The organism is Rosistilla carotiformis (assembly GCF_007753095.1).
GTDB classification, from domain to species: domain Bacteria; phylum Planctomycetota; class Planctomycetia; order Pirellulales; family Pirellulaceae; genus Rosistilla; species Rosistilla carotiformis.
The window spans coordinates 996,956-1,020,799 of the sequence record NZ_CP036348.1 but is presented as its reverse complement, the minus strand read 5'-3'; the positions used below and the strand labels follow the sequence as shown (position 1 = coordinate 1,020,799).

9 protein-coding genes are annotated in these 23,844 nt (G+C 57.6%); 5 read left to right on the top strand and 4 right to left on the bottom strand.

The window, feature by feature from the left end:
* Positions 1-56: 56 nt before the first annotated feature.
* The 4 genes from Poly24_RS03665 to Poly24_RS03650 all read right to left on the bottom strand — a co-directional run bounded on the left by Poly24_RS03665 (position 57) and on the right by Poly24_RS03650 (position 6,915).
* Positions 57-2,183 (bottom strand): alpha/beta hydrolase family protein, encoded by a 2,127-nt coding sequence (locus Poly24_RS03665; RefSeq protein ID WP_145090613.1) that lies wholly within the window; start codon positions 2,181-2,183, stop codon positions 57-59.
* Positions 2,184-2,412: 229 nt separating this feature from the next.
* Positions 2,413-4,701, bottom strand: coding sequence for a ribonuclease R (gene rnr, locus Poly24_RS03660; RefSeq protein WP_197452301.1), 2,289 nt, complete (start codon positions 4,699-4,701; stop codon positions 2,413-2,415).
* A gap of 135 nt (positions 4,702-4,836) precedes the next feature.
* Positions 4,837-5,040: a hypothetical protein gene (locus Poly24_RS03655; protein WP_145090607.1), complete on the bottom strand. Its 204-nt coding sequence runs from the start codon at positions 5,038-5,040 to the stop codon at positions 4,837-4,839.
* Between the two features lie 66 nt (positions 5,041-5,106).
* A complete protein-coding gene (locus Poly24_RS03650; RefSeq protein WP_145090604.1) occupies positions 5,107-6,915 on the bottom strand; it encodes an NADPH-dependent assimilatory sulfite reductase hemoprotein subunit in 1,809 nt (602 codons plus the stop codon).
* A 257-nt stretch (positions 6,916-7,172) separates the two neighbouring features.
* Here Poly24_RS03650 and Poly24_RS03645 point away from each other — a divergent pair, with 257 nt between their 5' ends.
* From Poly24_RS03645 to Poly24_RS03625, 5 genes are all read left to right on the top strand, one after another.
* Entirely contained in the window at positions 7,173-8,564 is a 1,392-nt protein-coding gene (locus Poly24_RS03645) for an aminotransferase-like domain-containing protein (protein WP_197452300.1), read from the top strand.
* 450 nt (positions 8,565-9,014) lie between these two features.
* Complete coding sequence (locus Poly24_RS03640) at positions 9,015-11,159, top strand: serine/threonine-protein kinase (protein WP_145090598.1); 2,145 nt, start codon at positions 9,015-9,017, stop codon at positions 11,157-11,159.
* An 8-nt stretch (positions 11,160-11,167) separates the two neighbouring features.
* Positions 11,168-11,851, top strand: coding sequence for a hypothetical protein (locus Poly24_RS03635; protein ID WP_145090595.1), 684 nt, complete (start codon positions 11,168-11,170; stop codon positions 11,849-11,851).
* A gap of 246 nt (positions 11,852-12,097) precedes the next feature.
* Positions 12,098-14,257: an efflux RND transporter permease subunit gene (locus tag Poly24_RS03630; RefSeq protein ID WP_197452299.1), complete on the top strand. Its 2,160-nt coding sequence runs from the start codon at positions 12,098-12,100 to the stop codon at positions 14,255-14,257.
* A gap of 293 nt (positions 14,258-14,550) precedes the next feature.
* On the top strand, positions 14,551-23,835 hold the full coding sequence (locus tag Poly24_RS03625; RefSeq protein ID WP_145090589.1) for a type I polyketide synthase: 9,285 nt from the start codon (positions 14,551-14,553) through the stop codon (positions 23,833-23,835).
* The last annotated feature ends 9 nt before the right edge of the window (positions 23,836-23,844 follow it).

Sequence of the window (23,844 nt, the reverse complement as noted above, 5' to 3'; positions counted from 1 at the left end):
AATCCGCAAACATTCCCCTGTTCAAAAGTCGCTTCAAGTCGCAAGACACTTGCGCATCATTGACCTGCGGCCGACTTGTCTTCTGCAAACGACAAGCTGCCCAGTGCCCCCATCTTCCCGTATTGAGCTTCCGTTGCGGAAAACGCTCCCTTTGCCCCACCGTGCACTTCCAACGGGCGCGGGGCATGGAGGGCCAAGATTCCTGGCAGGTCCAAATAGCGAGCTCCACCAGGGACAAAGTTGGCATCGGCGATGTTGGCAACCTCCTGGAAGCGGAAGTCTCCGCGTTCGATGCGGCAACCGTCGACCAACGGCCCCGCGACAGCACCGGCTACCGCGACGATCGGCCCCGCTTCCCCCAGACCATCCATTTGGATCTGCTTTGGCGTCCGCTCGTGGTTTCGCATGAACTGAGCCAACGCGAGCAGCGACTTGGCGCGGCGCAGCAACAGTGCGCGGTTGTATCCGTAGGTAAAACAAGCGGCCAGCCGATCCTGGCGGACCAGCTTCTGCTTCGTCCCCGCTTCATCCCCTTGGGCTGCCGGCAGATCGCACGTGGCGATGCAGGTTCCCGACGCCAGCAGTTTCGCATATTCCGACTCGGGATCGGCCAAGCGTTTTTCCACTGCCGCGATTCCGCCGACGTCGGCGACCAGCGTGACGTTACCGTTCCATTGATCGGGATAGTTGAAGTAGACGGGCAACTTGTCCGCATCGCCGGCCGACGTCAGGTCTCCCGTCATCACGAGGCTGCCATCGACTTCCTGCTTCGACGCTAAATCGAATTCAGCTTTTGAAACGGCTTCATCGGCACGGTATCCAACCATCGCTTCGACCGCGGGCCCGGCGACATCGCGGAATTCCGCTCCCTTGTCCTCAGCAAGCGCTAGCGACCGCTGAAGTTTTCGCTGCGTCGACTGGTGCCAATCCTTCAGCAGCTTCCGTTCAAAGTCCAAGCCAGCCGGCGGGGCAGGGTGCTGATCATCCCAAACGGTCAGCTCCTCCGCAGTCAGCCGCTGGAAATCGGATTCGAGGATCGGTTCTTCCAGCCCCAGCCCAAACGCTTTGTTCAGCATCGCGTAACAGGCGACGCGGCTGACGTGATTGTAGTTGTGCCTGAAGTGGACCGCCGGGGCGAGGCTAACGCGGTTCTTGGCGCCAAACAATTCGTAGACGCGTTGCAGCTCGGGAAATCCGTCGGTTGGCATCGTGCGGGTCCAATCGTCCGCAGCGGTCATCCCCAGCCATCGCGGTGCGATACACGAAGCGATGTGGATGTTTCCGCCATCGATGCGCAGATAGCAAGCGTTTTCGCAGGTGCAGCCCCCCTGCATCCCGGTGCTGACCATCACGGCGGGAAAGGCGGCGGTGATCGCCGGTTGGATCGCGGCAGCGACAAACGTCTGCGTTCCGCCACCACTGGCACCGGTCATTGCGATTCGCGACGCATCGACGCCCGGCAACATCTGGGCGACGCGGACCGCCTGCAACGTGTTGATCGTCTGCAACCCCATCGGCGATTGCAGATGGCTTTCGGCCTGCGGGCTGAACAGCAACCAACCGTCGGCGGTATTCTCGATCTCGGCGGGCTGGGTGCGGAAACCGTGAATTCGGTCGATCGAAATCTGTTGGCTGTCGGCATGCCCGACCATGTCCCAGTTCAAGACGACACATCCCATCCGCGCGAACTGCACGCAGCGAGCTTGGATAACGTTATGAGCTGCCGATTCGAAACGCTCGGCCCCCATTGCGATCGCCGCTCGTGCCGCTTTGTCACCGGCATCGTAGAATCGACCGTCGGTCCAGTGGCCGTGCGCGCTCAATACGATCGGGGCAGCATCCGTCGCACCCGCGGGGCGGTACAAATTGCCGGTCACATAAAAACCGGGCAGGCTCTCGAAATAGATCTTTTCGATGCTGTAGCCGTCCATTTCACGGCGGCCGTAAATCGTCGGCTGCGGATCGGCCAACCCGGGCATCGGAATCAATCCGTTCGCCAATCGCAGCATCGTGCGAACATGTTCGTTCTGCGTTTCGATCGCCTGCTTGCTGGCAGGGACCTGCATCGGAAAGTGGGAATCGAGCGTCGTCAATTCAGGCGTGGCCGATTGGCCAACAACCTGGTGACTCGTAACCAATAGACTCAGTGCAAACAGGCAGGCAACAAAGCGGCGGGGTTCCATCACAGCACTCTTCAATCGAGAAAACGGAGGAAAGCAGGAAAGGCGGGAAACCTATCATGCATCCTCCGCGGTCCCGATGCAATTACATCGATGCCGCAGGGCGAATCAGTTTTTGCGTTTCGACAAGTCCACCTTGCTGTGATGGTTCACCATCCCAAGGAAACCTCCGCGCGATCGCACGCCGAATGACATCTCCCAAGGAATCGCGGATTTGCCAAGGTCGATGCGGTTAACGCTTTCGTTTTTGATTCTGTTTCAGTTTCTTTTTCACGCGAGCTTTGTCGTATCGCTTTCCTGCGGCAGTCTTGGGTTTGGCTCTGTTTTTCAACTGGTGTTTGGGTGCCTTGCCAGCCTCTCTGCCGACCAGTCCATAAAACAGCTCGCGGGCCTGCATGTCGACTTTATCGATCTTGACCACGATTCGATCGCCCAGCCGGAACTGGTTCCCTTCGCGGAAGCCTTCCAAGCGGTGCCCCTTGCGTTCGAAACGATAGTTGTCCGGTGGCAGTTTATCGATCGAGATGTAACCTTCGGCGGGCATCTTGATCCCGCGGGCATACAGTCCGTCGGGATGCACGCGCGTCACCACCGCCTCAAACGTTTGCCCGATGTTCTTATTCATATGATGCAGCAGCTTGATGCGGATCAATTCGCGTTCCGCGGCCTCGGCATTCTTCTCTTGATCGCTACAGTGGTGGCCCATGCGGATCAGCACCGGCATCGGATCGCTGGGATTTTTGTTCCCTTCGGTTAGCTTCTGCACCATCCGATGGATCGTGAGGTCGGGATAACGGCGAATCGGGCTGGTGAAGTGGCAATAGTGATCCATCGCCAAGGCGTAGTGCCCTTCGCGATGCGGACCGTAGATCGCTTTGTTGGTTGCTTTAAGGACGGCGTAATTCACCGCGTAGTCCAGCGGCGTTTTCTTCACCGACTTCAAGACTCGGCGGACCGCGTGGCGGTTCTCCAAGTCGTCCCCAGGAATGCCGAGCTCTTTCAGGAATTGAGCCAACTGTCGCAACTTGCGGCGCTCGGGAGCGGGGTGGATGCGGCGCAGGAAATCCAGCTTCATGTCGTCGAACCAAGTCGCAACGCCTTGGTTTGCCGCGAGCATAAACTCTTCGATCACCTGGTGGCTTTCGGTGTTGACGACCAGATGCGCACCGCGGACCTTGCCGTTGGAATCGAGATCGATCTTGATCTCGGGCAGGTCCATTTCCAGAGAGCCCTGTTCCATGCGGCGAGCGCGTAACTTCATCGCCAACGTGTGCATCCGCTGCAACAGATCGCAGATCGAATCCCCCAGCTTTTGCCGCATCACATCGGGGGTTTCTAAGAACTGATCGACCTGTTCGTAGGTCAGACGGCAATCGCTGCGGATCGCGCTGTTGTAGACCTGCGTGGCGACAACCGCACCGCCGGATGTGAATTCGATTTCGACAGTCTTCGCATACCGAACCCGATCGGGCTGCAGGCTGGCCAAGTGGTTGCTGATGATCTCGGGGATCATCGGCACGACGCGGTCGGGCAGATAGACGCTGGTCGCGCGTTGCTTGGCGTCCTGGTCCAGGATCGATCCTTCAGGAATGAAGTGCGAAACGTCGGCGATATGAACCGACAGCAGCCAGTGATCGTTTTCGATCTCCTGCAGCGAGATCGCATCGTCGAAATCGCGAGCATCAAACGGATCGATCGTCAACGTCAGTAGACCGGTGAGATCGCGGCGGTCGGCCGGAATCGATTCGTCGAACTTGTCGGCTTGTTCCCGCGCCGCGGCCATCACTTCTTCGGGGAACTCTTCGGGCAAACCGTATTGCCGCATCACCGCCATCGTATCGACAGCCGGATTTTTGCTGCTTCCCAACACCTCCATGATCACGCCCTGGCCGCCGCTGCCATCGCGTTCGGGGAACTGAACGACTTCGACAACCACTTTGTCCTCGTTCTTCAGCGGCAGCCCTCGAGTGTCGCCGACCGAGATCGGATGCTTCAGATGCGTGCCGTCCAAGAGGACGAGATTCTCTTCCCCGCTTTTGCGGAACGTTCCTGAAAACTGCCGCGTGGCGCGTTTGATCACCCGTTCGATGTGGCCTTCCATCCCACCGCGCGATCGCGAACGGTTCGTCATCAAGCGAGCTTCGACAAAGTCGCCGTCGAAGGCGTCGGCGACATAAGGTTCGGGAACAAAGACGTCCTCCAGCGGAGCCGCTTGTTCGCCGGTCCCCTCTTGGCGGATAAAGCCAAAGCCAGCTTGAGCGAGTCGAAAGATCCCCCGGACCATCGGAGAACTCTGCCGCCGCTTCGCCGCATGCGCCTCACCGGGGGGAATCACGAGATGGTTCGATGCGTAGTCGAGTTGTCCTTGCAGGACGAGCCACTTCACCGTGCGGCGGACTTCGCGATACTGCTCGTCCTCCAACTCCAACGCCTGCATGATCTGCTTCGCCTTGCAGGGTCGATATTCGGGACTGTGAACATAACGTACGATCGCATCTGCGAGTTCTGATGATACTTCCATGTATCGATAATAACTGCCGCTCGGTCGGTCCGAAACGCCCACGCGACGGAGAACTGCGAATAACGGCATCGCCAGGCATCCGGACGCTCCCACGAAGCGAGCGTCGACGCCATTCCGCGGGCTATCAACCACTGGTTAATGGTCGGCGCCGTTGAAATCGTTTTTGGGTTTGCCGTTTTCGTCGTACCGCATCCATGCGAAATAGGTGAAACAGACGGGCAGGCAGGGGATCAGGGCCAGGTGGTACCAGGATCCGAACGCAGCAAATGCGACGCTGGCAAACGCAAACCCGAGCCACAAGTATTTCGTGTCGCGCCACAAACCTTTTAGTTGTTCCATTGTTTGCTCCTGAGTTATCCGAAAGGAAGCGAGCCGTGGAGAGACTTGCTGCCGTTTACTGCTGCATTAAATCGATGTAGGCCCGTCGACAGTTGGCCCCGCCGCGGTGTCGTCAACGATCGCCGCGAGCCCATCACCGAATCGATTACAGAAATCGCCCAAGCTTTCGCCATCGCTGGCGTGATGTTTGTAGGCGGTGAACAGCTGGACCAACTGAGGCACCAGGTCCGAGGCGGCGACCATGTCGCGATAGCTGAAAGCCAACCGCGTTCCAAGCAAGGTTCCGCCAACGTAGATCGTGTAGCGATCGACCGCTTTGCCAACCAAGCCGATATCGGCGACGTAGGGGCGGGCACATCCATTGGGGCAACCGGTCATGCGGATCGTGAACCGCTTGGCACACAGCCCCAGACGTGCGAGTTCGCGTTCCAGGTCGTCGATCAATCTAGGCAGTCGCCGTTCGGCTTCGGTAATCGCCAAACCACACGACGGAAGTGCCACGCAAGCCATCGCGTACCGTCGCGCCATGCTTACCTCTTCGGTCGGGCGAATCCCATTGGCAACCAGGATCTCGGCGATGCGTTGGCGTTGGTCGGTGCGGATGTCGCAGAAGATCAGGCTCTGGTTCCCCGCCAAACGAACCTCCGTTCCTAGATAGTTGACGATCTCTCGCAGCCCGGTTTTCAGTTGCTTGGCGGCTTGATCTTTGACTCGCCCGTTTTCGATGCTCAACCCGTAAGAGAAGAGCCCATCGTCTTGAGCTTGCCAGCCCATGTGATCGTCGACGTCCTGGACATCATCCTCGGTGCAATCGCCCAACGGGAAGTTGAGCAGACGCTGGACATGCTGGCGAAACGTTTCGATTCCCCAGCGGTCGACAAGATATTTCATCCTGGCAACCTTTCGATCGCTTCGATCCCCATTGTCGCGTTGCACGATCAAAACAGCTTTCGCTACGTCGACAGCTTGTTCCGCGGTGCAGAACGCCAGCCGTTTGGCAACCGCTGGATAGGTCTTCTTTTGGCTGGGCGTGGTCCCCATGCCGCCCCCGACCAACACGTTGTATCCGATCACGCGTCCGTCGCGAACGACTGCCAGGAAGCCAAGGTCTTGGGTGTAGATATCGATGCAGTTGTCCGCTGGCAATGCGATCCCACATTTGAATTTTCGCGGCAGATAGGTCGGCCCATACAGCGGCTCGACATTTGATGTTGCCTCCGCTCCGCCATCGCTTTCATCCCCCGACGGATCGCTGGGAGTATGGGATGCGAACATGCGTTCCCCCGTTTGTACGTCGGTGACCCACAGTTCGTGATAAGCGGATGTTTGCGGAGCGAGCGAGACAGCCAAGGCATCCGCAAGGCGTTGGAGTTCGCGATGGACGGGATCGTTTTGCTTGCGAGGGCAGCACATCACGTTGCGATTGACATCGCCGCAGGCAGCGAGTGTCGATAATCCGATTGCGTTGATCTTGCGAATGGTTTGCTGCAAGTCACGTCGCACGACACCATGCAATTGGATCGTCTGACGCGTGGTGATCTTCATGGTCGAATTGCCCAGAAGGTCACAGATATCCAGATGTGCAAGAAACTGTCGCGCCGTCAACCGACCGCCAGGAATCCGGCAGCGGACCATCATCGAGAACGCCTTCTCCTTTCCCTGTTTGCGGAGCACGCTGCGTTGATCGCGGTCGTCCTGTTGGTAGGTGCCGTGGAACTTCAGCAGCTTCAGCGTCTCGGTCCCAAAGCTCGGTGATTCGTCGGCCAACTCTTGGGCGATCTCTCCAGCGAGATATTGGCTGTCCGCCTTGATCTGTTCATCGCGGGTCAGTTTGGGCTTGGAAGTCGCAGTCGGATCGGGTGAATGGGTGCTCATGAAAGTAGTAATGCCCCACCGCAGCCGCCCCGTCAATCTAGCTTTGGCAGATCGTTAGCAATCCATTCAATCGACCTTTTGGATGCAGTCAATCAATAGGCAAATCAACCGCGCAATTGTAACTTAATCGGTGAAACGTTCACTTTGGTTGCGATTTACAACACAGAATCTGCTAGCGATTGAATGGCTATTCATCTAGTCTAGGAGCCACGCAATTCTGGCCAATTGGCGTTCACGGGTTCGAGAGAGGGATGGTTGTGAAGAACAAAACATCGCAGCGACGAGACGACTGGTTGCCCGATGTCGAGCGCGCAGACATCCCGATCTATTTGGCTGTGGCCGAAGCGATCGCTGCCGATATTCAAGACGGGAGGTTGCGAGGTGGCGACCATTTACCGACGCAACGGACGCTTGCCAAACGCTTGAATTTGGACGTGACCACAGTCGCCCGCGGGTACTCCGAAGCGGCGCGACGCGGGCTGGTCGAAGCTCGAGTCGGGGCGGGGACGTTTGTCCGCCGCAGTTCGCCGCAACCGACCCGTGTCGGCCGACAATTTGATCTCGCGGATCGATCGATGAATCAACCGCCCGATGTCGCCGATCCCGATGTGCTGACGGCGATCGCCGATTCATTTCACGTGGTTTCCGAATCGATGCCTTCGGTGTTACGATACCAACCGCTGGGCGGATCGATGCGCGATCGCGCCGCAGCGATCCGGTGGCTGTCGAATCGTGGGATCGATGCCGGTCCCGAAGCTGTCTACGTGACGGCAGGAGCGCATGTTGCGCTGGGAGCGATTGTCGCTAAGATCGGATCGCCCGACGACGTGATCGGGTGCGATCAGATCACGTATTCGGGAATCAAAGAAGTCGCATCGACGCTGCGCCGCCGCTTGATGGGGCTGCCTGGAGATGCTCACGGGATGTTGCCAGCGGCGCTCGATCGAGCGGCCCGGGAAAATCGGGTGCGTGTGGTTTACCTCAATCCAACGCTTCGCAATCCAACGGTTGAAACGATGCCGATCCAGCGCCGCAGCGAGATCGTGCAGGTCGCTCGCAAACATGGGATCGCAATTATCGAAGACGATGCTTACGGGATGCTGCCGACAGCCGGTCCACCGCCGTTTGCCGCGCTAGCCCCCGAGATCACATTCTACGTGACGACGTTAGCCAAGTGTTTGGCACCGGGGTTGCGGATCGCGTATCTGGTTGCCCCACGCGACCAACGGGCCAGCGGCGTGCTGTCGGCGCTGCGAGCGGTTTCCGTGATGGCGTCGCCGGTCTGCGCCACCTTGGCAACTCATTGGATTGAATCGGGACTGGCCGACGCCGTTCTGGCATCGGTGCGATCGTCGACCCGGGCGCGACAGCGGTTGCTCAAACGCTACCTGCCGGCCGATATCGTGCAAACCGATGAACATGCTTTTCACGCCTGGATCCGTCTGGAAAAACCCTGGACTCGGGCCCACCTTGTCGATTGGATGCGCGGCTATGCGTTGGGCGTGGTGGCATCGGATCGCTTCTGCGTCGATATCGAAGCTCCCGAAGCGCTCCGAGTCTGCCTTGGCGGAGCGGCGAGTTTGCAGGAGACAGAGCTTGCGATCCAAGCGCTCTGGGGCGCCCTGCAAACCGAGCCCAATGCGATTTGAGAAATTCTCGGCTGCGGCCGAAGACGCAAGTAGTCGAGCGGTGCGACGGTCGGCTGAACCAACGTTTCCAACGATCGCGACCGGGACGGGAGATATTGCCATAATCCATGCCGACCAAACAACAACGTTTTCTTAAAGCGACACACATTTAGGCTTGGCTGGCTGGATTACCGCAGGTTGAACGAGCCGCCTGAGCGATCTAACTGGCACGCCCGAAGAGCTCGCCCGACGACACCGGTCCAGACGCTGCCGTGATGATCGGATCGACGATGCCCAGCCGATTACGAGAGGAGAACGATCGAGCGGAGTCCAATCAAGAGGGAGGCCACCGGAAGAATTACTCCGGCAGAGCATCTCTACCGTTGAACAGGGCAGGTGCGGGGCTTAGTCTGGTGATTTGATGCCCTACGCAACGGCAAGCGTCCCGATCTCGATCAACCTAAAACGCGGATGAGCACGCGCTCCCAAGATTACTCATTTTTGTCGCCTCCCGAACTGCCCGATGAGATTGGTCGGCTAGGGTCGTATCGCATCTTGGAGCTGATCGGCGAGGGAGGGATGGGAAAGGTCTTTCTAGCGGAGGATCAGCGTTTACGACGTAAAGTCGCTTTAAAAGTGATGAGCCAACGGATCGCAGCATCCAAGAACGCCCGCGAGCGATTTGTCCGCGAGGCCCGCGCTCAGGCAGCCGTTCATCACGACAATGTGGCGACGATCTTCGAAGTCGATGAACAGAACAACACCCCTTTCTTAGCGATGGAGTTATTGAAGGGGCAATCGCTGGAACAGGTGTTACGAAAAGGCTACAAGTTCAACATCAAACAGATCATCGCGCTCGGACGCCAGATCGCACGCGGGCTCGGCGCCGCGCACAAGCAAGGAATCGTGCACCGCGATATCAAGCCGGCGAACATCTGGATCGAATCGGAAAAGGGACGTCCGAAGATCTTGGACTTCGGCTTAGCAGCGATGACCGGTCCGGTCGACACGCTGTCGCGGCGCGGCGCGGTCGTGGGTACGCCGGGCTATCTTTCCCCCGAACAGGCTGCCGATGAACCTGTCGATGACCGATCCGACCTTTACAGTCTAGGGATCGTGCTATACGAGATGTGTGGCGGGATGCTGCCCTTCCGATATTCCAACGTAGGAATGATGCTGATTGCGATCACGGCGCATTCGCCGCGTCCGCTGTCGGAATTTGCCGAACATGTCCCGCCTGGACTGTCCGACCTGATCGACCGTCTGCTCTCCAAAGAACCCAAAGATCGACCGGCAAGCGCCGACGCGCTGTTGGAAGAACTGAAATTACTGGCCGACGAATCGCCGCCGCCGGGTCCGGCAACGCATGCCCAGGAAACGGACAGTCCGTCGTTAGAAATCGCGATCGATTTTCAACCTGAACCACCGACACGCACACTGCGAACGAAAAAACAACGTCGCTCGCGAACTCCCCTGATCGCGGCGGCGATCGCTACGGGAATACTCGCGCTCGTCGCTGGAATCTTTATCTTCCGTCCCCAACCGGAAGAACCGCTTCCTGAACCGAACGTTGCCGTTGCCCCAACGACTCCCGATCGCACGGCACCGGTTGTCGTAACGGCGGAGATGCTGCAGCCCTTGCAAATCGAAGCGGTCACGTTGGAGTCGACGCGCATTCTGGCGGGCGAACCGGCATTGGTCCGATTCCGCCTTGTCAACACAGCCTCCAGCCGTGCGAAGAATCCAGCAATCCTAGCGGGTAAAGCCGCGATCGCTGCTCAGATCCGCGTCTTCTTGAAGCCCGAATCGGGTGGCAACGAACGTCCGGCGACGATGTTTCCGATGCGGATCGCGGGCGTGCGAATTCCTCAATCGGGAAAATCATTGGAGATGTTGGCTCGGTTTGGAAGCGAAGATCTGACCCCGGGACGCTACGCCGTGTTCCTGCGTTTGACGACCGTCGATGACAAACAGGTCTCGCAAGCGGAGTCTCAGATTTCGATTGCCGCCAATTACTCCAATGGTTCCTTATCCGGATTCCAACAGATCACAACCCGAACCGGAAATGGCGCGGACACAACCGTGGTACGCGGCGACGACACGCCGCGCGGCGAACTGGATTCATTGTCGACGCTGCTGCCCGAGAAATCCGACGGCCCGCTGCAGTACGTTTATCTAAGATTTGACCTCAGTCAATGGCAACATCCGATGAACAGTCTGCAAGACGCGGTCGTTAGTTTGGCGTTAAAAGGGGGCGCTACAGCGAAGCAAGAATTGCGTCTCTACGGTTTCGACGCGTCACAGGCCGTTTCATGGGTGGAAAAAGGGGAGGGGGCTTTAAATTGGAAAAATGCACCGACGGCCAACAATCTTGGCAAAGCGAAGTATTTATGTAGCACGGTCATCGACAACACCGAAGGTCGAATGGCCAACGAGTCCAACGACAACGTCCGTTTCTTTGGAGACGAACTCGATGCGTTCCTGACCGGATTCCCCGATTCTGAGGTTACTTTTGTCGTGGTCAGCCACAGCAAGGCGGCGCAGAATACAATGTTCTTCTCCAAAGAGTCCGACCAAGTCGACAAAGTTCCAAGCCTTCACTTGAAGGTTCAATAACTCACAGCATGAACTCCTCGCAGCCCCCCGATCGAACGATCCAGTTGGCGCGGCAATCGACCCGTTGGTCGCAGGCCGACAGCGCCGGCGGCTACACGATGCGCTACATCACCGCGATGCGAAACTACTTGATCGATCTATGGGGCGATGGCGAAGCGGCCGACAAATCGCTGGTCCTTTTGTTGGGACATCTTGCGTCGAAGGGATTTGGCGAGTCGGAAAAGGGTCGCCTTCGCGACTACCTGTTGCGTTCGGCGCGCGCGGCGGCGACGGCGCAATACCGTCGCGAACCAACAGCCGTCGTGCCTCCGGTGGATCAGATGCAGGTCGACGATCCGGCTTGGATTCAAAACTGGCAGGAATGTTTGTTGGCGCGCGTCTGGCGTGGATTGGAACGGTTTGAACACGCCAATCCAACGCAGATCGAATACAGCGCGTTGCGGATGGCAACCGATCACCCAAGCGATACGACGGCGATGTTGGCAGTGCGTGTTTCCAAGCTGCGGAACATTGCGATCACACCGCAACAGTTCAGTGACGCCCTGCGGGCGGCGCAGCTTCGTTTTGCACAATTGATCGCCGACGAAGTCACCGACACGCTGGAATCACCCACCACAGAAGATGTCAACGTGGAACTATCAGAAATCGGACTGCGGCATTTGGTCGATCCGTTTTTGGGAAATCCGCAATAGCGGTCTCCGAACGGGTCTTGCCGGCCTCGATCGCATCGCACGTGCTTTCTCTGCCTGAAATTATCACTATGATTTCAGACTTGTTCGTATGGCCAACCTGCAAATCCAGTATAGGGCACCATGGGGTCTCTTACCATATTCCGCTACCGAATCGCGATCCTGCTCCTGGCATTATTCTGCGCGCTGCCCATTGTTCGTGGCGCCATCGACGCGCTGTCCACGAACTCAAACCGCCCCGAAGATTGGTTGCCCGAGCGGTTTCAAGAGACCCAAGATCTCAACTGGTTCTCGGAGAAATTTGTCAGTGATGATGTATTGATCCTCAGCTGGGACGGATGCCACCTGGACGATCCACGGCAAACAGAACTCACGCAGCAACTGCAACAACCGGTGGATCTTGCTGGCGAACAAAATGTGCAATTGTTTCGGTTCGTCACCTCGGGCAGTGACCTCGTCGCTCAATTGACCAGTGAACCGTTGTCGCTGAAAAAATCTCAAGCGATCGCTCGTTTGAATGGCTGGTTGGTAGGCGCTCCCCATGCCGCAGGCCAACCGGTCACCAGTTCGGTTGTCATGATGCTGACCGACGAAGGTTGGCGGTTGCGCGACGCAACCATTCAACACGTCCAAGCCACCGCCCAGCAGATTGTTGGCGTGTCGCGCGATCAGATCCATATCGCAGGAACAACGTATGACGGACTCGCCATCGATGAAGCGAGTCAGAAAGACATGGGCTGGTTCACCGCGGTTTGCTACGTGATTTGTTGTATCGTTCTGTATCTCAGTTTCCGCAGCATCAAGCTGAGCGCGTTTGTATTCCTAAACGCGGTTTATTGCCAAACGATCAGTCTTGCGATGATCTCCTTCGGCGGTCAAACGATGGACAGCGTGATGCTGATGGTCCCTTCGCTAGTCTTTGTGCTTAGCATTTCCGCGGGCGTTCACCTCGTCAATAACTACCAAGACGTGGTCCTTGCCGACGGTCTCACCGAGGCCCCACGCAAGGCGATTCGAAACGCGTTTGCCCCGTGTTGGCTGTCGTCGTTCACGACCAGTCTAGGGTTGATTTCATTGATCAGCAGCTTCTTGTTGCCGATTCAGAAGTTCGGGCTTTTCGCAGCCATAGGCGTACTGCTGGGGACCGCGGTTCTGTTTCTATTATTTCCTTGCCAGCTGGAACAATGGCCCCCACGACGCTGGGCATCCCGTTTGGCCGGCGGAGGCGCTGACCTCCGCAATGCGATTTCCCAACGCATGGTCGATTCGATCGCACGTTGGTGGCCGTTGATCTTGCTGAGCACCGCCATTGCGATGACGATTGGGGTGATCGGAATCACGAGACTTCAATCCACCGCCCGCGTGCACGATCTGTTCGCCCCCGGGGCCAAGATCCTACAAGACTACGAATGGTTTGAATCGCATGTCGGTCCACTGACTCCCGTGGAAATCGTGCTTCGGATCCCCAAGGCCACGATCGCGGAAAGCACCAGCCGGACACCGATGCTCGACCGGATGAATCTGGTCCGCCAAGTTCAACATGCTGCGATGCGAGTTGACGACATTGGCGGAACCGTGTCGGCCGTGAACTTTTCGCCCTCCTTCCCCGACACGTTTCGATCGGGTTCGCGAGGCATCGGCCAGATCGCTCAACGCATTGTTCTAGAACAACGTTTTACAGATCTACGCGAGATGTTTCGCGAGATGCAGTATTTCCAAGATGATGATACGGAAGAACTGTGGCGAATCAGCGCGCGGGTTCCGACTTCCGAAGAGATCGATTTGGGAAGAGTGGGCGATCAGCTGCAAGTAGCAATCGATTCCGTGATTGAAGAACTCGCACCACAGCAGGGCGTTCGTAGCGTTGTCTGCGGCAGCATGCCGCTGATCCAAAAAGCGCAGGAACAATTGCTGGACGACATGGCCCGCAGCTTCATTACCGCGTTTGCCTTAATCGCCGTGGCGATGATGGTCACCCTGCGGAGCATCGGCGCGGGGTTGATGGCGATGGTTTCGAATGTCCTCCCCTCGGTGATCCTCTTTGGCCTGCTTGGATGGTTAGGCATTAAGGTGGAAATCGGATCGATGATGACGATCACTGCGGCGATGGGAATCGCTGTCGACGACACCTTGCATTTCGTGACCTGGTTCCGGCGCGGGGCCGCGGCGGGGCTGATCAAACACGACGCGCTCGTCTACGCCTTCCGGCATTGCAGTCGCGCGATGCTGCAGACGTCGATGATCTGCGGACTGGGACTGTTGGTCTATGCGTTCAGTCCATTCACTCCGATCGCGCGGTTTGCGTGGTTAATGTCAAGCATGTTGGGCGTCGCCTTGATCGGAGACCTGATCGTCCTGCCGGCGATCATCAGCAGTCGCCTGGGCAATTCTTTTCTGCCGCGACGCTAGAACACAGCCCCTCCATAACGGAAGAGCAAAAGAAGGGGACCTTGCCCCCCTTCGTACCGTCTACTGGCTGTTCTCTCGCGATCCACCGACGCGGCGCCATGCCCCAAGCCACCCCAGGGACACCTGCATGGGCAAAACAATAATTGCCAATTGAACGGCACTCCCCACGTGATTAAAATGGGAAAGATAGGGGGGGCGTGCGTGAATTCTTAGTTGGCTTCCACTTTCACCGCACCATCCGTTAGCGAATAAATTTCTTTGGGCTGCGATACAAAACGGCAGGTTTTTTAAGTATGAATGTTGATTCCAAGGCTGCCCCACACCAGGGTGAACCTCTAGCTATTGTAGGCATTGGTTGCCGATTGCCTGGTGGCGCGGTTGATGCAGAAAGCTTCTGGAACCTGCTGGCCGAACGCCGTTCAGGAATCGTCGAGGTCCCGGAAACACGATGGGACCGAGACCACTACTACCATCCGAAAAACGACGTTGCCAATCGCATGGTGACGCGATGGGGTGGCTTCGTCGATGGGATCGAAGACTTCGATCCATTCTTCTGGGGAGTTTCGCCTCGCGAAGCATCGCGGATGGATCCACAACAACGCTGGTTGTTGGAAACCGCCTGGGAAGCGATCGAGGATTCGGGCATTGCCCCTGGCAAACTCAAAGGGACGCAAACCAGCGTCTTCGTCGGCGTTGCAAGCCACGACTTCGCCAGCATCCAGATGTCCGAAGACGTAAGCGCCGACGTGCACACCAACAGCGGTTGCACGTTGAGTATCGCATCGAACCGCGTCTCCTATCTGCTCGATTTAAAAGGCCCCAGCGTTTCGGTCGACACCGCCTGTTCGTCGGCGCTGGTGGCGGTCAGTTTAGCCTGCGAGAGTATCTGGTCGGGGAAAGCGACCGGTGCGTTGGCGGGGGGCGTCAACTCGATCCTCACCCCGCATGCGACGATGGGCTTCAGCCGCGCATCGATGCTCTCCCCCGACGGGCAATGCTTTGCGTTTGATGCGCGCGCCAATGGCTACGTCCGTGGCGAAGGCGCTGGCATGGTTTACATCAAGCCGCTTCGCCAAGCGATCGCCGATGGCGATTCGGTCTACGCGGTGATTCGGGGCGCCGTGGTCAATCAAGATGGACACACATCGTCGATGACGGTCCCCGGCGTCGATGGACAATCGGCGATGTTACGGCAGGCGTATCAAGAAGCGGGCTTAGCCCCCAGCCGAGTCGCCTACATGGAAGCGCACGGCACCGGCACCTCGGTCGGTGACCCGATCGAACTTGCCGCGTTGGGCAGCGTCTTATCGCAAGGCCGCCCTGTCGACCAACCCTGCCTGCTGGGATCGGTCAAAACGAACATCGGTCACTTGGAAGCCGGTTCGGGAATCGCGGGTTTGATCAAAGCCGCGTTGGTGTTGCACAAGGATCAAGTGCCACCGAATCAAAACTTCCAAACCCCCAACCCCAACATTCCATTCGACAAACTGCAGTTGCAAGTTGCAACCGATTTGCAACCGCTTCCGCACTACGATTCGCAGCAGCCGGTCGCGGCGGTCAATTCGTTTGGCTTCGGTGGAACCAATTCACACGTCATCCTGGAAGCGGCCCCGCAGAATGTTTCATCCGCGAAGCCTCGCCAGCGTCTGCAATCGCAAACCGCGATCGCGTCACTCACCAACAAACCTAAAGAGAATGGGGCGAGCAACGGCGCTGCCAATGGTGCGACCAACGGAGCCCCGGATCACGCCGCGCCCGAACGGGCCCAGCGGCCGTGCCTGCTGCCGATTTCGGCTCGCGATGAGGTCGCGTTGAAGAGCTATGTCGCTTCGTTTATCGACTTGCTGGACAGTCCAGAGGTTCCGCTGCGAGACGTTTGTTACTCAGCTGGCGCACGCAAGGAACAGCACCCAGATCGTTTGGTGTTCACCGGCGCGGACCGCGAAACGATGCAACAACGAATGCGAGATTGGCTGGAAGATCCAAGCCAAGCCAGCGGATTTGTGCACGCCAAAGCAACCGGCGAACACGATAAACCGGTGTTTGTATTCACAGGGCAAGGTGCGCAATGGTGGGGCATGGGCCGCGAACTGCTTGCGCGTGAACCGATCTTCCGGGCGATGATCCAACGCATCGATGCGCTGTTGCAACCACTGGCCGGTTGGTCGTTGTTGACCGAAATGCAACGCGATGAAGCCGATTCGAAGATCAATCAAACCGCGATTGCTCAGCCCGCGATCTTCGCGTTGCAAGTAGCACTTGTCGAGCTTTGGAAATCTTGGGGCGTCACCCCGTCGAAGGTCGTTGGTCACAGTGTCGGCGAAGTCGCGGCGGCTTATTGCGCCGGAGTCTATAGCCTTGCCGACGCGGTCAAAGTGATCTATCACCGCAGCCGTTTGCAAGACACGATGGCGGGCACCGGTCGGATGCTGGCCGTTGGAATCTCCGCTGCTGAAGCGCGGCAATGGATCGGGGATCGATATGACCGCGTCCAAGTTGCGGCGATCAACAGCTCCCACTTAGTTACGTTGGCCGGCGATACCGAACCGCTGGAGGAGATCGCCGAAGAGCTGGAAAAGACAGGAAAATTCTTGCGGTGGTTGCGTGTCAATTACGCCTTCCACACGCATCAAATGGAACCGATCAAGGAAGAACTGCTGCAGTCGCTGGCAGACATCCAGCCTCGTCCGGCCAAGCTCCCTCTCGTTTCGACCGTCACGGCCAGCGAATTGTCGGGCGAGTTGCTAGACGCGCATTACTGGTGGCGGAACGTTCGCTACCCCGTCCTGTTCAGCACCGCGATCAATCATATGATCGCCGCGGGCGCCGATTCGTTCCTGGAAATTGGTCCCCATCCCGCGCTAATGAGCTCGCTGAATCAATGTTTAGCCGACCAAGGCAAGCAGGGAACGATCTTCCATTCGTTGAGTCGCAAGACCGACGAATCGGAACAACTGCTGAGCAACGTGGCCGGTTTGCATTGTTCCGGGATGGCGATCGATTGGGCCGCCGTCAATCAAACCCCGGGGCACTTGGTAAAACTGCCGCGCTACCCGTGGCATCACACCCGGAATTGGCTGAGCCCCGACGACATGAATCTGCTTTGGCTGCAGACCGATGTCCATCCGCTGTTGGGCCGTCGCGTGATCGCTCCCGAACCGACCTGGGAATCCGCGCTCGATCTCAACGTCTTCGACTACTTGTCGGACCATTCGTTCTGGGGATCGGTGGTATTCCCCGGCGCCGGATATTGCGAAATTGGTTTGGCATTGGCCCGCCATCTGTTCCCCGACGAGGCTTACGTCGTCGAAAACGTCGACATCAAAGACGCCTTGTTTGTCTCCGCCGAACGGATTCCTCGTGTGCGTGTCGTGTTCCACGAGAAGGACCGCAGCTATGGCGTCTACAGTTCGACAGGGCGTCGCGAAGACTGGAAACTGCATGCCGAAGGCCGACTGACGTTGTTGTCCGCGCCGCAGCCAGCAGCTGTCGATTTGCAGCAGTTGCGGGCGGCATTGCCCAACCAGATGGAACACGAACAATATTATGGGGAGTTCGCCGAAGCAGGTTACGAATTTGGACCGCTGTTCCGACACATCCATCATGTGTGGCGTGATACCGGAGAAGCCTTGGCCGAAGTGATCGTGCCCGCGGGGATCGAGCAAACGGTCGACCAATACCATATCCATCCAGCGGTCTTGGACGCCTGCTTCCACATTTTTAAGGGCGTTCAGACACTGTCGCCCGAAAAGCAGGCAGCCGACTATTTTTATCTGCCTCAGTACATTGGCCGCGTGCGGATGTATTGCGAAAATCCGCCCACGCGATTCTGGGCACACGCTCAACAGATCGCAGACGATGGCAAGAGCTTGCAGGCGGACATCTTCGTTTACGACGACGAAGGGAATCGGATCGCCGACATTTTGGGCTTCCGCGCCGATCTCGCCGAACAGAAGAAATCGGCCGATGCGATCGAAAACGGATATTACCAGTTCCATTGGCAACCGGCAGCATCGGACGACGGCGATGCGGGAACCTCCGAATCGCTTGAAGGCGAAACGGAGTCGATCGACGCGGCTCCCATCGCGGCAGCCCCAGCGACAACCACCACTCCGGCGACCTACCTGGTCTTCATCGATCAACAAGGTGTCGGCGAGACGCTTTGCCAATCCTTAACCGCTGAAGGACATCAAGCGGTTGCGGTTCGAGCGGGTGACGAGTTCGCTAAGCAAAGTGCGGAACAATTCACCATCCGCCCCGAATCGGTCGACGACATGCGTCGGATCATGGCCGATACCGAGGTCCGGATCGACGACTTGGCAGGGATCGTGCACTGTTGGTCCTTGGACCATCCTGCGGCCGATAAACTACAGGCCTCCGACTTGCAGGCCGCGCAAGCAACCGGATCGCTGCACGCGTTACGTTTAGTCCACCTATTGGAAGGTCGTCCGTTCGCACAACCTCCACGCGTCCGCTTCGTGACTCGCGGAGCGCAAAGCATTCTTGATAGCGACACCTGTGTCCACCTCGCCTCTTCACCGATCGTTGGGTTCACACGCGTTGCCAACAACGAACATCCAGGATTCCGCTGGACAGTGATCGACCTGGATCCTGCCGGCTCGACTTCCGAACACGACGCGTTGCGGCATGAAGTGACGGCAGGCGATGCCGAACTGGAAATTGCCTACCGCAATGGAACCCGCTTCGTCAATCGTTTGTCGCGGGTACCATTGGATGACCTGCGAAAACGAACACGCGATGCATTCCAACCCGATGGCAAGGCAGCGTACCGATTGCAGACCGAAAAGCCGGGCATCTTGACGAACCTGTCGTTAAACGAAACCAGTCGCCGCGCACCTGGTGCTGGCGAAATTGAGGTCGAAATGAAAGCCGGGGGGATTAACTTCCGCGACGTCATGAAGGCGTTGGGAATGTACCCCGGCAACCCGATCGACCTGCTGTGGTTCGGCGACGATTTCGCGGGAACCGTGACTCGCGTTGGCGAGGGAGTGACCGATCTGAAAGTGGGCGACTCGGTGGCCGGAATGGCTCCCTATTCGTTCCGTTCGTTCTCGACGATCGATCGTCGATTGTGCTTCAAGATGCCCGAACATCTTTCATTTCAAGAAGCAGCGACCCTCTCAACGGTCTTCCTGACGGCACAGTACGCGATCTGCGGATTGGCTCACATGCAAGCGGGCGAAAGCATCTTGATCCATGCCGGCACCGGTGGCGTGGGACAGGCAGCCATCCAGATTGCGCAGCACCTGGGCCTGGAGATCTTCGCAACCGCGGGAACGCCAGAAAAACGGCAACTCTTACGCGACATGGGCGTCCCTCACGTGATGGATTCGCGTTCGTTGGACTTTGCCGACGAAGTGATGGCGATCACTAAGGGGCGCGGTGTCGACGCGGTTTTGAATTCGTTGGCCGGCGACTTTATTCCTAAGAATTTCTCCGTGCTGGCGCCGTTTGGACGCTTCCTAGAGATTGGCAAGATCGATGTCTACGGAAATTCCAAAATTGGTCTACAAGCACTACGGAACAACATCTCCTACTTCGTGATCGATTTGGCCCAGCATCTGGAGCACCGGCCAGCATTTATCGCGTCGCTGTTTGCAGAGCTGTCTGAACGATTCGAAGCACGCGATTTCCGACCATTGCCGCATACGGTCTTCCCGATCAACGAAGTGGTCGACGCCTTCCGCTACATGGCGCAAGGGAAACACATCGGCAAGAACGTGCTTTCGTTCGAAGTCGATCAATTAGCGATCGGTCCATGCACCGAAGACGCGAACCTGTTCCGCCAGGAAGCGAGTTACCTAATCGTTGGTGGTGCCAGCGGATTTGGACTCGAACATGCGAAATTCATGGCCCAACATGGGGCCCGACATCTGGTCTTGATGAGTCGCAGTGGGGCCCGCGATGAAGCGGCGATCGCGGACATCGAAAAACTGCGAGCGTCGGGCATCGAGGTTGTCGACGCCCGAGGCGACGTGACTTCTCCCGAAGATGTTCAACGCGTCGTCGACGAAATCACCGCCACGCTACCTCCGCTGCGTGGCGTGATACACAGCGCGATGGTTTTGGACGATGAATTCATTGTTGAACTGAACGACGAACGATTCAATAAAGTCATGAATCCGAAGTTGCTGGGCGCGTGGAACCTGCATCAAGCGACGCTCGACGCCCCGCTGGAACATTTCGTTTGCTTCTCATCGTTCTCGAATATCGTCGGTGGTGCGAAGCAATCGAACTACAACGCCGGCAATTGTTTCCTCGACGCATTGGCACACTATCGCAACGCATTGGGGTTGCCCGCGCTGACGTACAACTGGACCGCATTGTCGGGAGCCGGTTTTGTCGACCGCAACGAGAAGACCGCGCTCTATCTGGACAAGATCGGAATGAAAGCGTTCAGCATGGACGAGGCGTTCCGCGTCTATCGTCAAATGTTGTCGCGAAACCCGGTTCAACTGGGAGCCTGCCGCGCCGATTGGGCAGCCCTGGCTCGTTTCAGTCCGATGGTCGCCACCGCGCCGACGTTTGCCGAAGTGATCGGTGATCAAAGCGATAGTGGATCTGGCAGCATGCTGGGCCCGCGGATTATCGCTGCGTCGCCGCAAGAACAGATTGCGCTCGTCGAAAACTTGATCGCCGACCAGGTCGCGGATGTGTTTGGCATCGAAGCGAAGCAAGTCGACCGTGAAGCGTCGCTGACCACCCTGGGACTCGACTCGTTGATGGCAATCGATCTGATGAATCGGATCGAAACCGAACTGGGCGTGACCATAGCAATGGGAAGCGTGCTTGGCGGTTCAAGCATCAAAGACTTCTCCAAAGTGGTACTGCGTCAGTTGCTCGAATCGGCCAACGTTTCCGAATCCAACGGAACCGGTGAAGCGGCGGAAGTTTCGAACAACGTGCCGTTGGAAGTCCTGGCACATCGCGAGGATACGTTTGCATTGACCGCCGAGCAGTTTGTCGCGTTGCAACCGATGGACGAATACAGCTCGCAACATGTCGTTTCCATCGCAAAGGTTTCAAGCCACTTGGATCCTAACGCGATCATCCAATTATTCGATGATTTGCGATCGCGGCATCCAATGCTACGTGCTCGCTTCCATCCTCGTGACGGACGTCTTGTGCAAAGCTACGGTGCTAACGACGGACCAAACTGCTGCGTGACGGTCCACGACTCGCACGTTGCCAGCGATATTCAAGGCCGTTTAAAGGAATGCGTCGATCACCCGTTTGATCTGCAATCGGGTCCTTGTGTGCGAGTCGATCTTTTCCCTATCAGCCGACACGAGACGATCCTTGCGATCACCGCGCATCAAGCCGTTGCGGATTCGCAATCGCTGACGATTGTGATGCGGGAATTGCTGACACATTACACCTTGCAACAGCAGGGTGAATCGCTCCCTGCCGCGGCGACAAGTGTGACCTTTGAAGACTTTGCCGCTTGGCAAGCGAAATGGCTTTCGGGCGATCGCGCCGAACATACGCGGAACTACTGGAACACGCTTTTAAAGGAAGCGTCATGGGACTTTGCGTTGCCTGCCGATCACGATTGCAACGATCGCGCCGCGAGGCATGCAACGGCAGGTTTCACCCTTCCACCGGACTTGTCACAGCAATTGGTGACCTTGGCGGCCGAACAGGACGTACCGCAAGAACGCGTGTTGCTGACCGCGTTTCAGATCCTATTGCACCGCTACGCCAACCGTTCCGATATCGTTTTGGAACTTGCGATGCACGGTCGACGACACGCTGAACTGCGGAACGTGGTGGGACCGTTTGCAACCTCGGTTCCGGTACGCAGCCAAACCGGTGACGACCCCACGTTTGTGGAGTTGTTGACACGCAATCAGACGGCGCAAATGGCCGCCGATGAACACTACCCCATCTCGCTCGCGCTGCTGCAGCAGGATGCTGGTGTCGAACCGATCCACAACGCGTTGGGGGTTGGTTTTTCAATGAACGAGATCCCAGGTGAAGATGCCGCAGGGCTCACCGCGTTGGGTCTGGGAGTTGCCGGCGTGGTCGCCAACGTGGCGGAGAACTCATTGCAGTCGATCGACTTTGAACACGCTCAATCGGCCAACGCGCTCTGCCTGCGTTTGCAGTTCGCCAATGGGACCTTGATTGGTGGCTGGGAATTCGACGCCACCCGATATAGCGACGAAACGATCGCAGGTCTGCACGAACTCTTCCAGCAACTGTTGGAAGAAGTGGTCCAGCAGCCCAATCGACGCGTTGCCGATTTCCGGTGCTTGGCGACGGTTCCGAGTGGTTCAACCGAGTCGCCTTCGGCGCCGTCGAAGGCGAGTCTATTGAGTCGCGCGGGGCGCGAAGCCATCGATGTCGATTTCGCCAAAGAAGCGATGCTCGATCCATCGATTGTTCCGCCAACCGACGCTAAATACGAATTTGCAGCCCCCCGTGCGGTCCTGCTGACCGGAGCGACCGGTTTTGTAGGGGCGTTTGTGTTGGAGCAATTATTGTTGCAGACCGACGCCACGGTCTATTGCTTGGTTCGCGCCAAGGATCGCGAACGCGCTGCGACACGACTTCAAGACAATCTTCGAAAATATGATTTGGTGCTTCCGGAGTTCGATGCGCGCGTCATCCCGGTTTGCGGTGACTTTTCCAAGCCACTCCTCGGGATGTCGCAGTCGCAGTTTGATGAATTGGCCGAGGTGCTCGACGGGATCTACCATAACGGTGCCGACGTCAATTTGGGCGCACCTTACGCTCAATTGAAAAACACCAACGTTTTGGGAACTCAAGAAGTTTTGCGACTCGCCGCGCAATCCCGATTGAAACCGGTTCACTTTGTCTCGACCTTCACGGTGATGGCCAGTGAAGCAACACGCGGAGAAACGGTGAACGAGAACGATCCGTTGCCGCCACCCGAATCCTTGTTGCACGGATACTCGCAGTCCAAGTGGGTTTCCGAAACGATGATCCGCCAGGCGCAAGCCCGCGGTATTCCGGCGGCCATTTACCGTCCTGGACACGTCACCGGACACAGCGAGACCGGGGCGTCGAACATCGACGACCTGCTGCATACGATCATGTTGACATGTTGGCGGATGGGATCGGCTCCACTGCGTTCCGGAGAACTGGACATGACGCCGGTCGATTACGTTGCCAACGCAATCGTAGGCATCTCGCAGCAACCCGAATCGCTAGGTGGAGTCTTCCACCTGACGAACCCCAACCCATTGAACTACAGGTACCTCGTCGAATGGATGCAACGCGACGGGACAGGAATCCGTCCGGTTCCCTACGATCAATGGCGTTCGGAACTATTGGCGTTGACCGCGCGCGTCCCAATGGAAACCATGCAAACGTTGGTCAAGACAATGGTTCCCGACGCGGCAGATAACAACGGCGTTGCACCGGCATTGCATCCCAAATACGACTGCCGAATCACGTTACGGATGCTGAGTCAGTTGGAAATCCGCTGTGCCGAGGTCGATACACGACTGTTGAATTTGTATCTGGAATGCCTCAAGCGAACCGGTGCTTTCCCGTCGCTCGAATCCGATCCGGCCAATAGCGTTCAATAGGCGAATCCC

Bases quoted from the DNA above. Each gene is read 5' to 3' on its own strand.
- Poly24_RS03665 (WP_145090613.1), bottom strand. From the start codon at position 2,183: ATGGAACCCCGCCGCTTTGTTGCCTGCCTGTTTGCACTGAGTCTATTG.
- rnr (WP_197452301.1), bottom strand. From the start codon at position 4,701: ATGGAAGTATCATCAGAACTCGCAGATGCGATCGTACGTTATGTTCAC.
- Poly24_RS03655 (WP_145090607.1), bottom strand. From the start codon at position 5,040: ATGGAACAACTAAAAGGTTTGTGGCGCGACACGAAATACTTGTGGCTC.
- Poly24_RS03650 (WP_145090604.1), bottom strand. From the start codon at position 6,915: ATGAGCACCCATTCACCCGATCCGACTGCGACTTCCAAGCCCAAACTG.
- Poly24_RS03640 (WP_145090598.1), top strand. From the start codon at position 9,015: ATGAGCACGCGCTCCCAAGATTACTCATTTTTGTCGCCTCCCGAACTG.
- Poly24_RS03635 (WP_145090595.1), top strand. From the start codon at position 11,168: ATGAACTCCTCGCAGCCCCCCGATCGAACGATCCAGTTGGCGCGGCAA.
- Poly24_RS03625 (WP_145090589.1), top strand. From the start codon at position 14,551: ATGAATGTTGATTCCAAGGCTGCCCCACACCAGGGTGAACCTCTAGCT.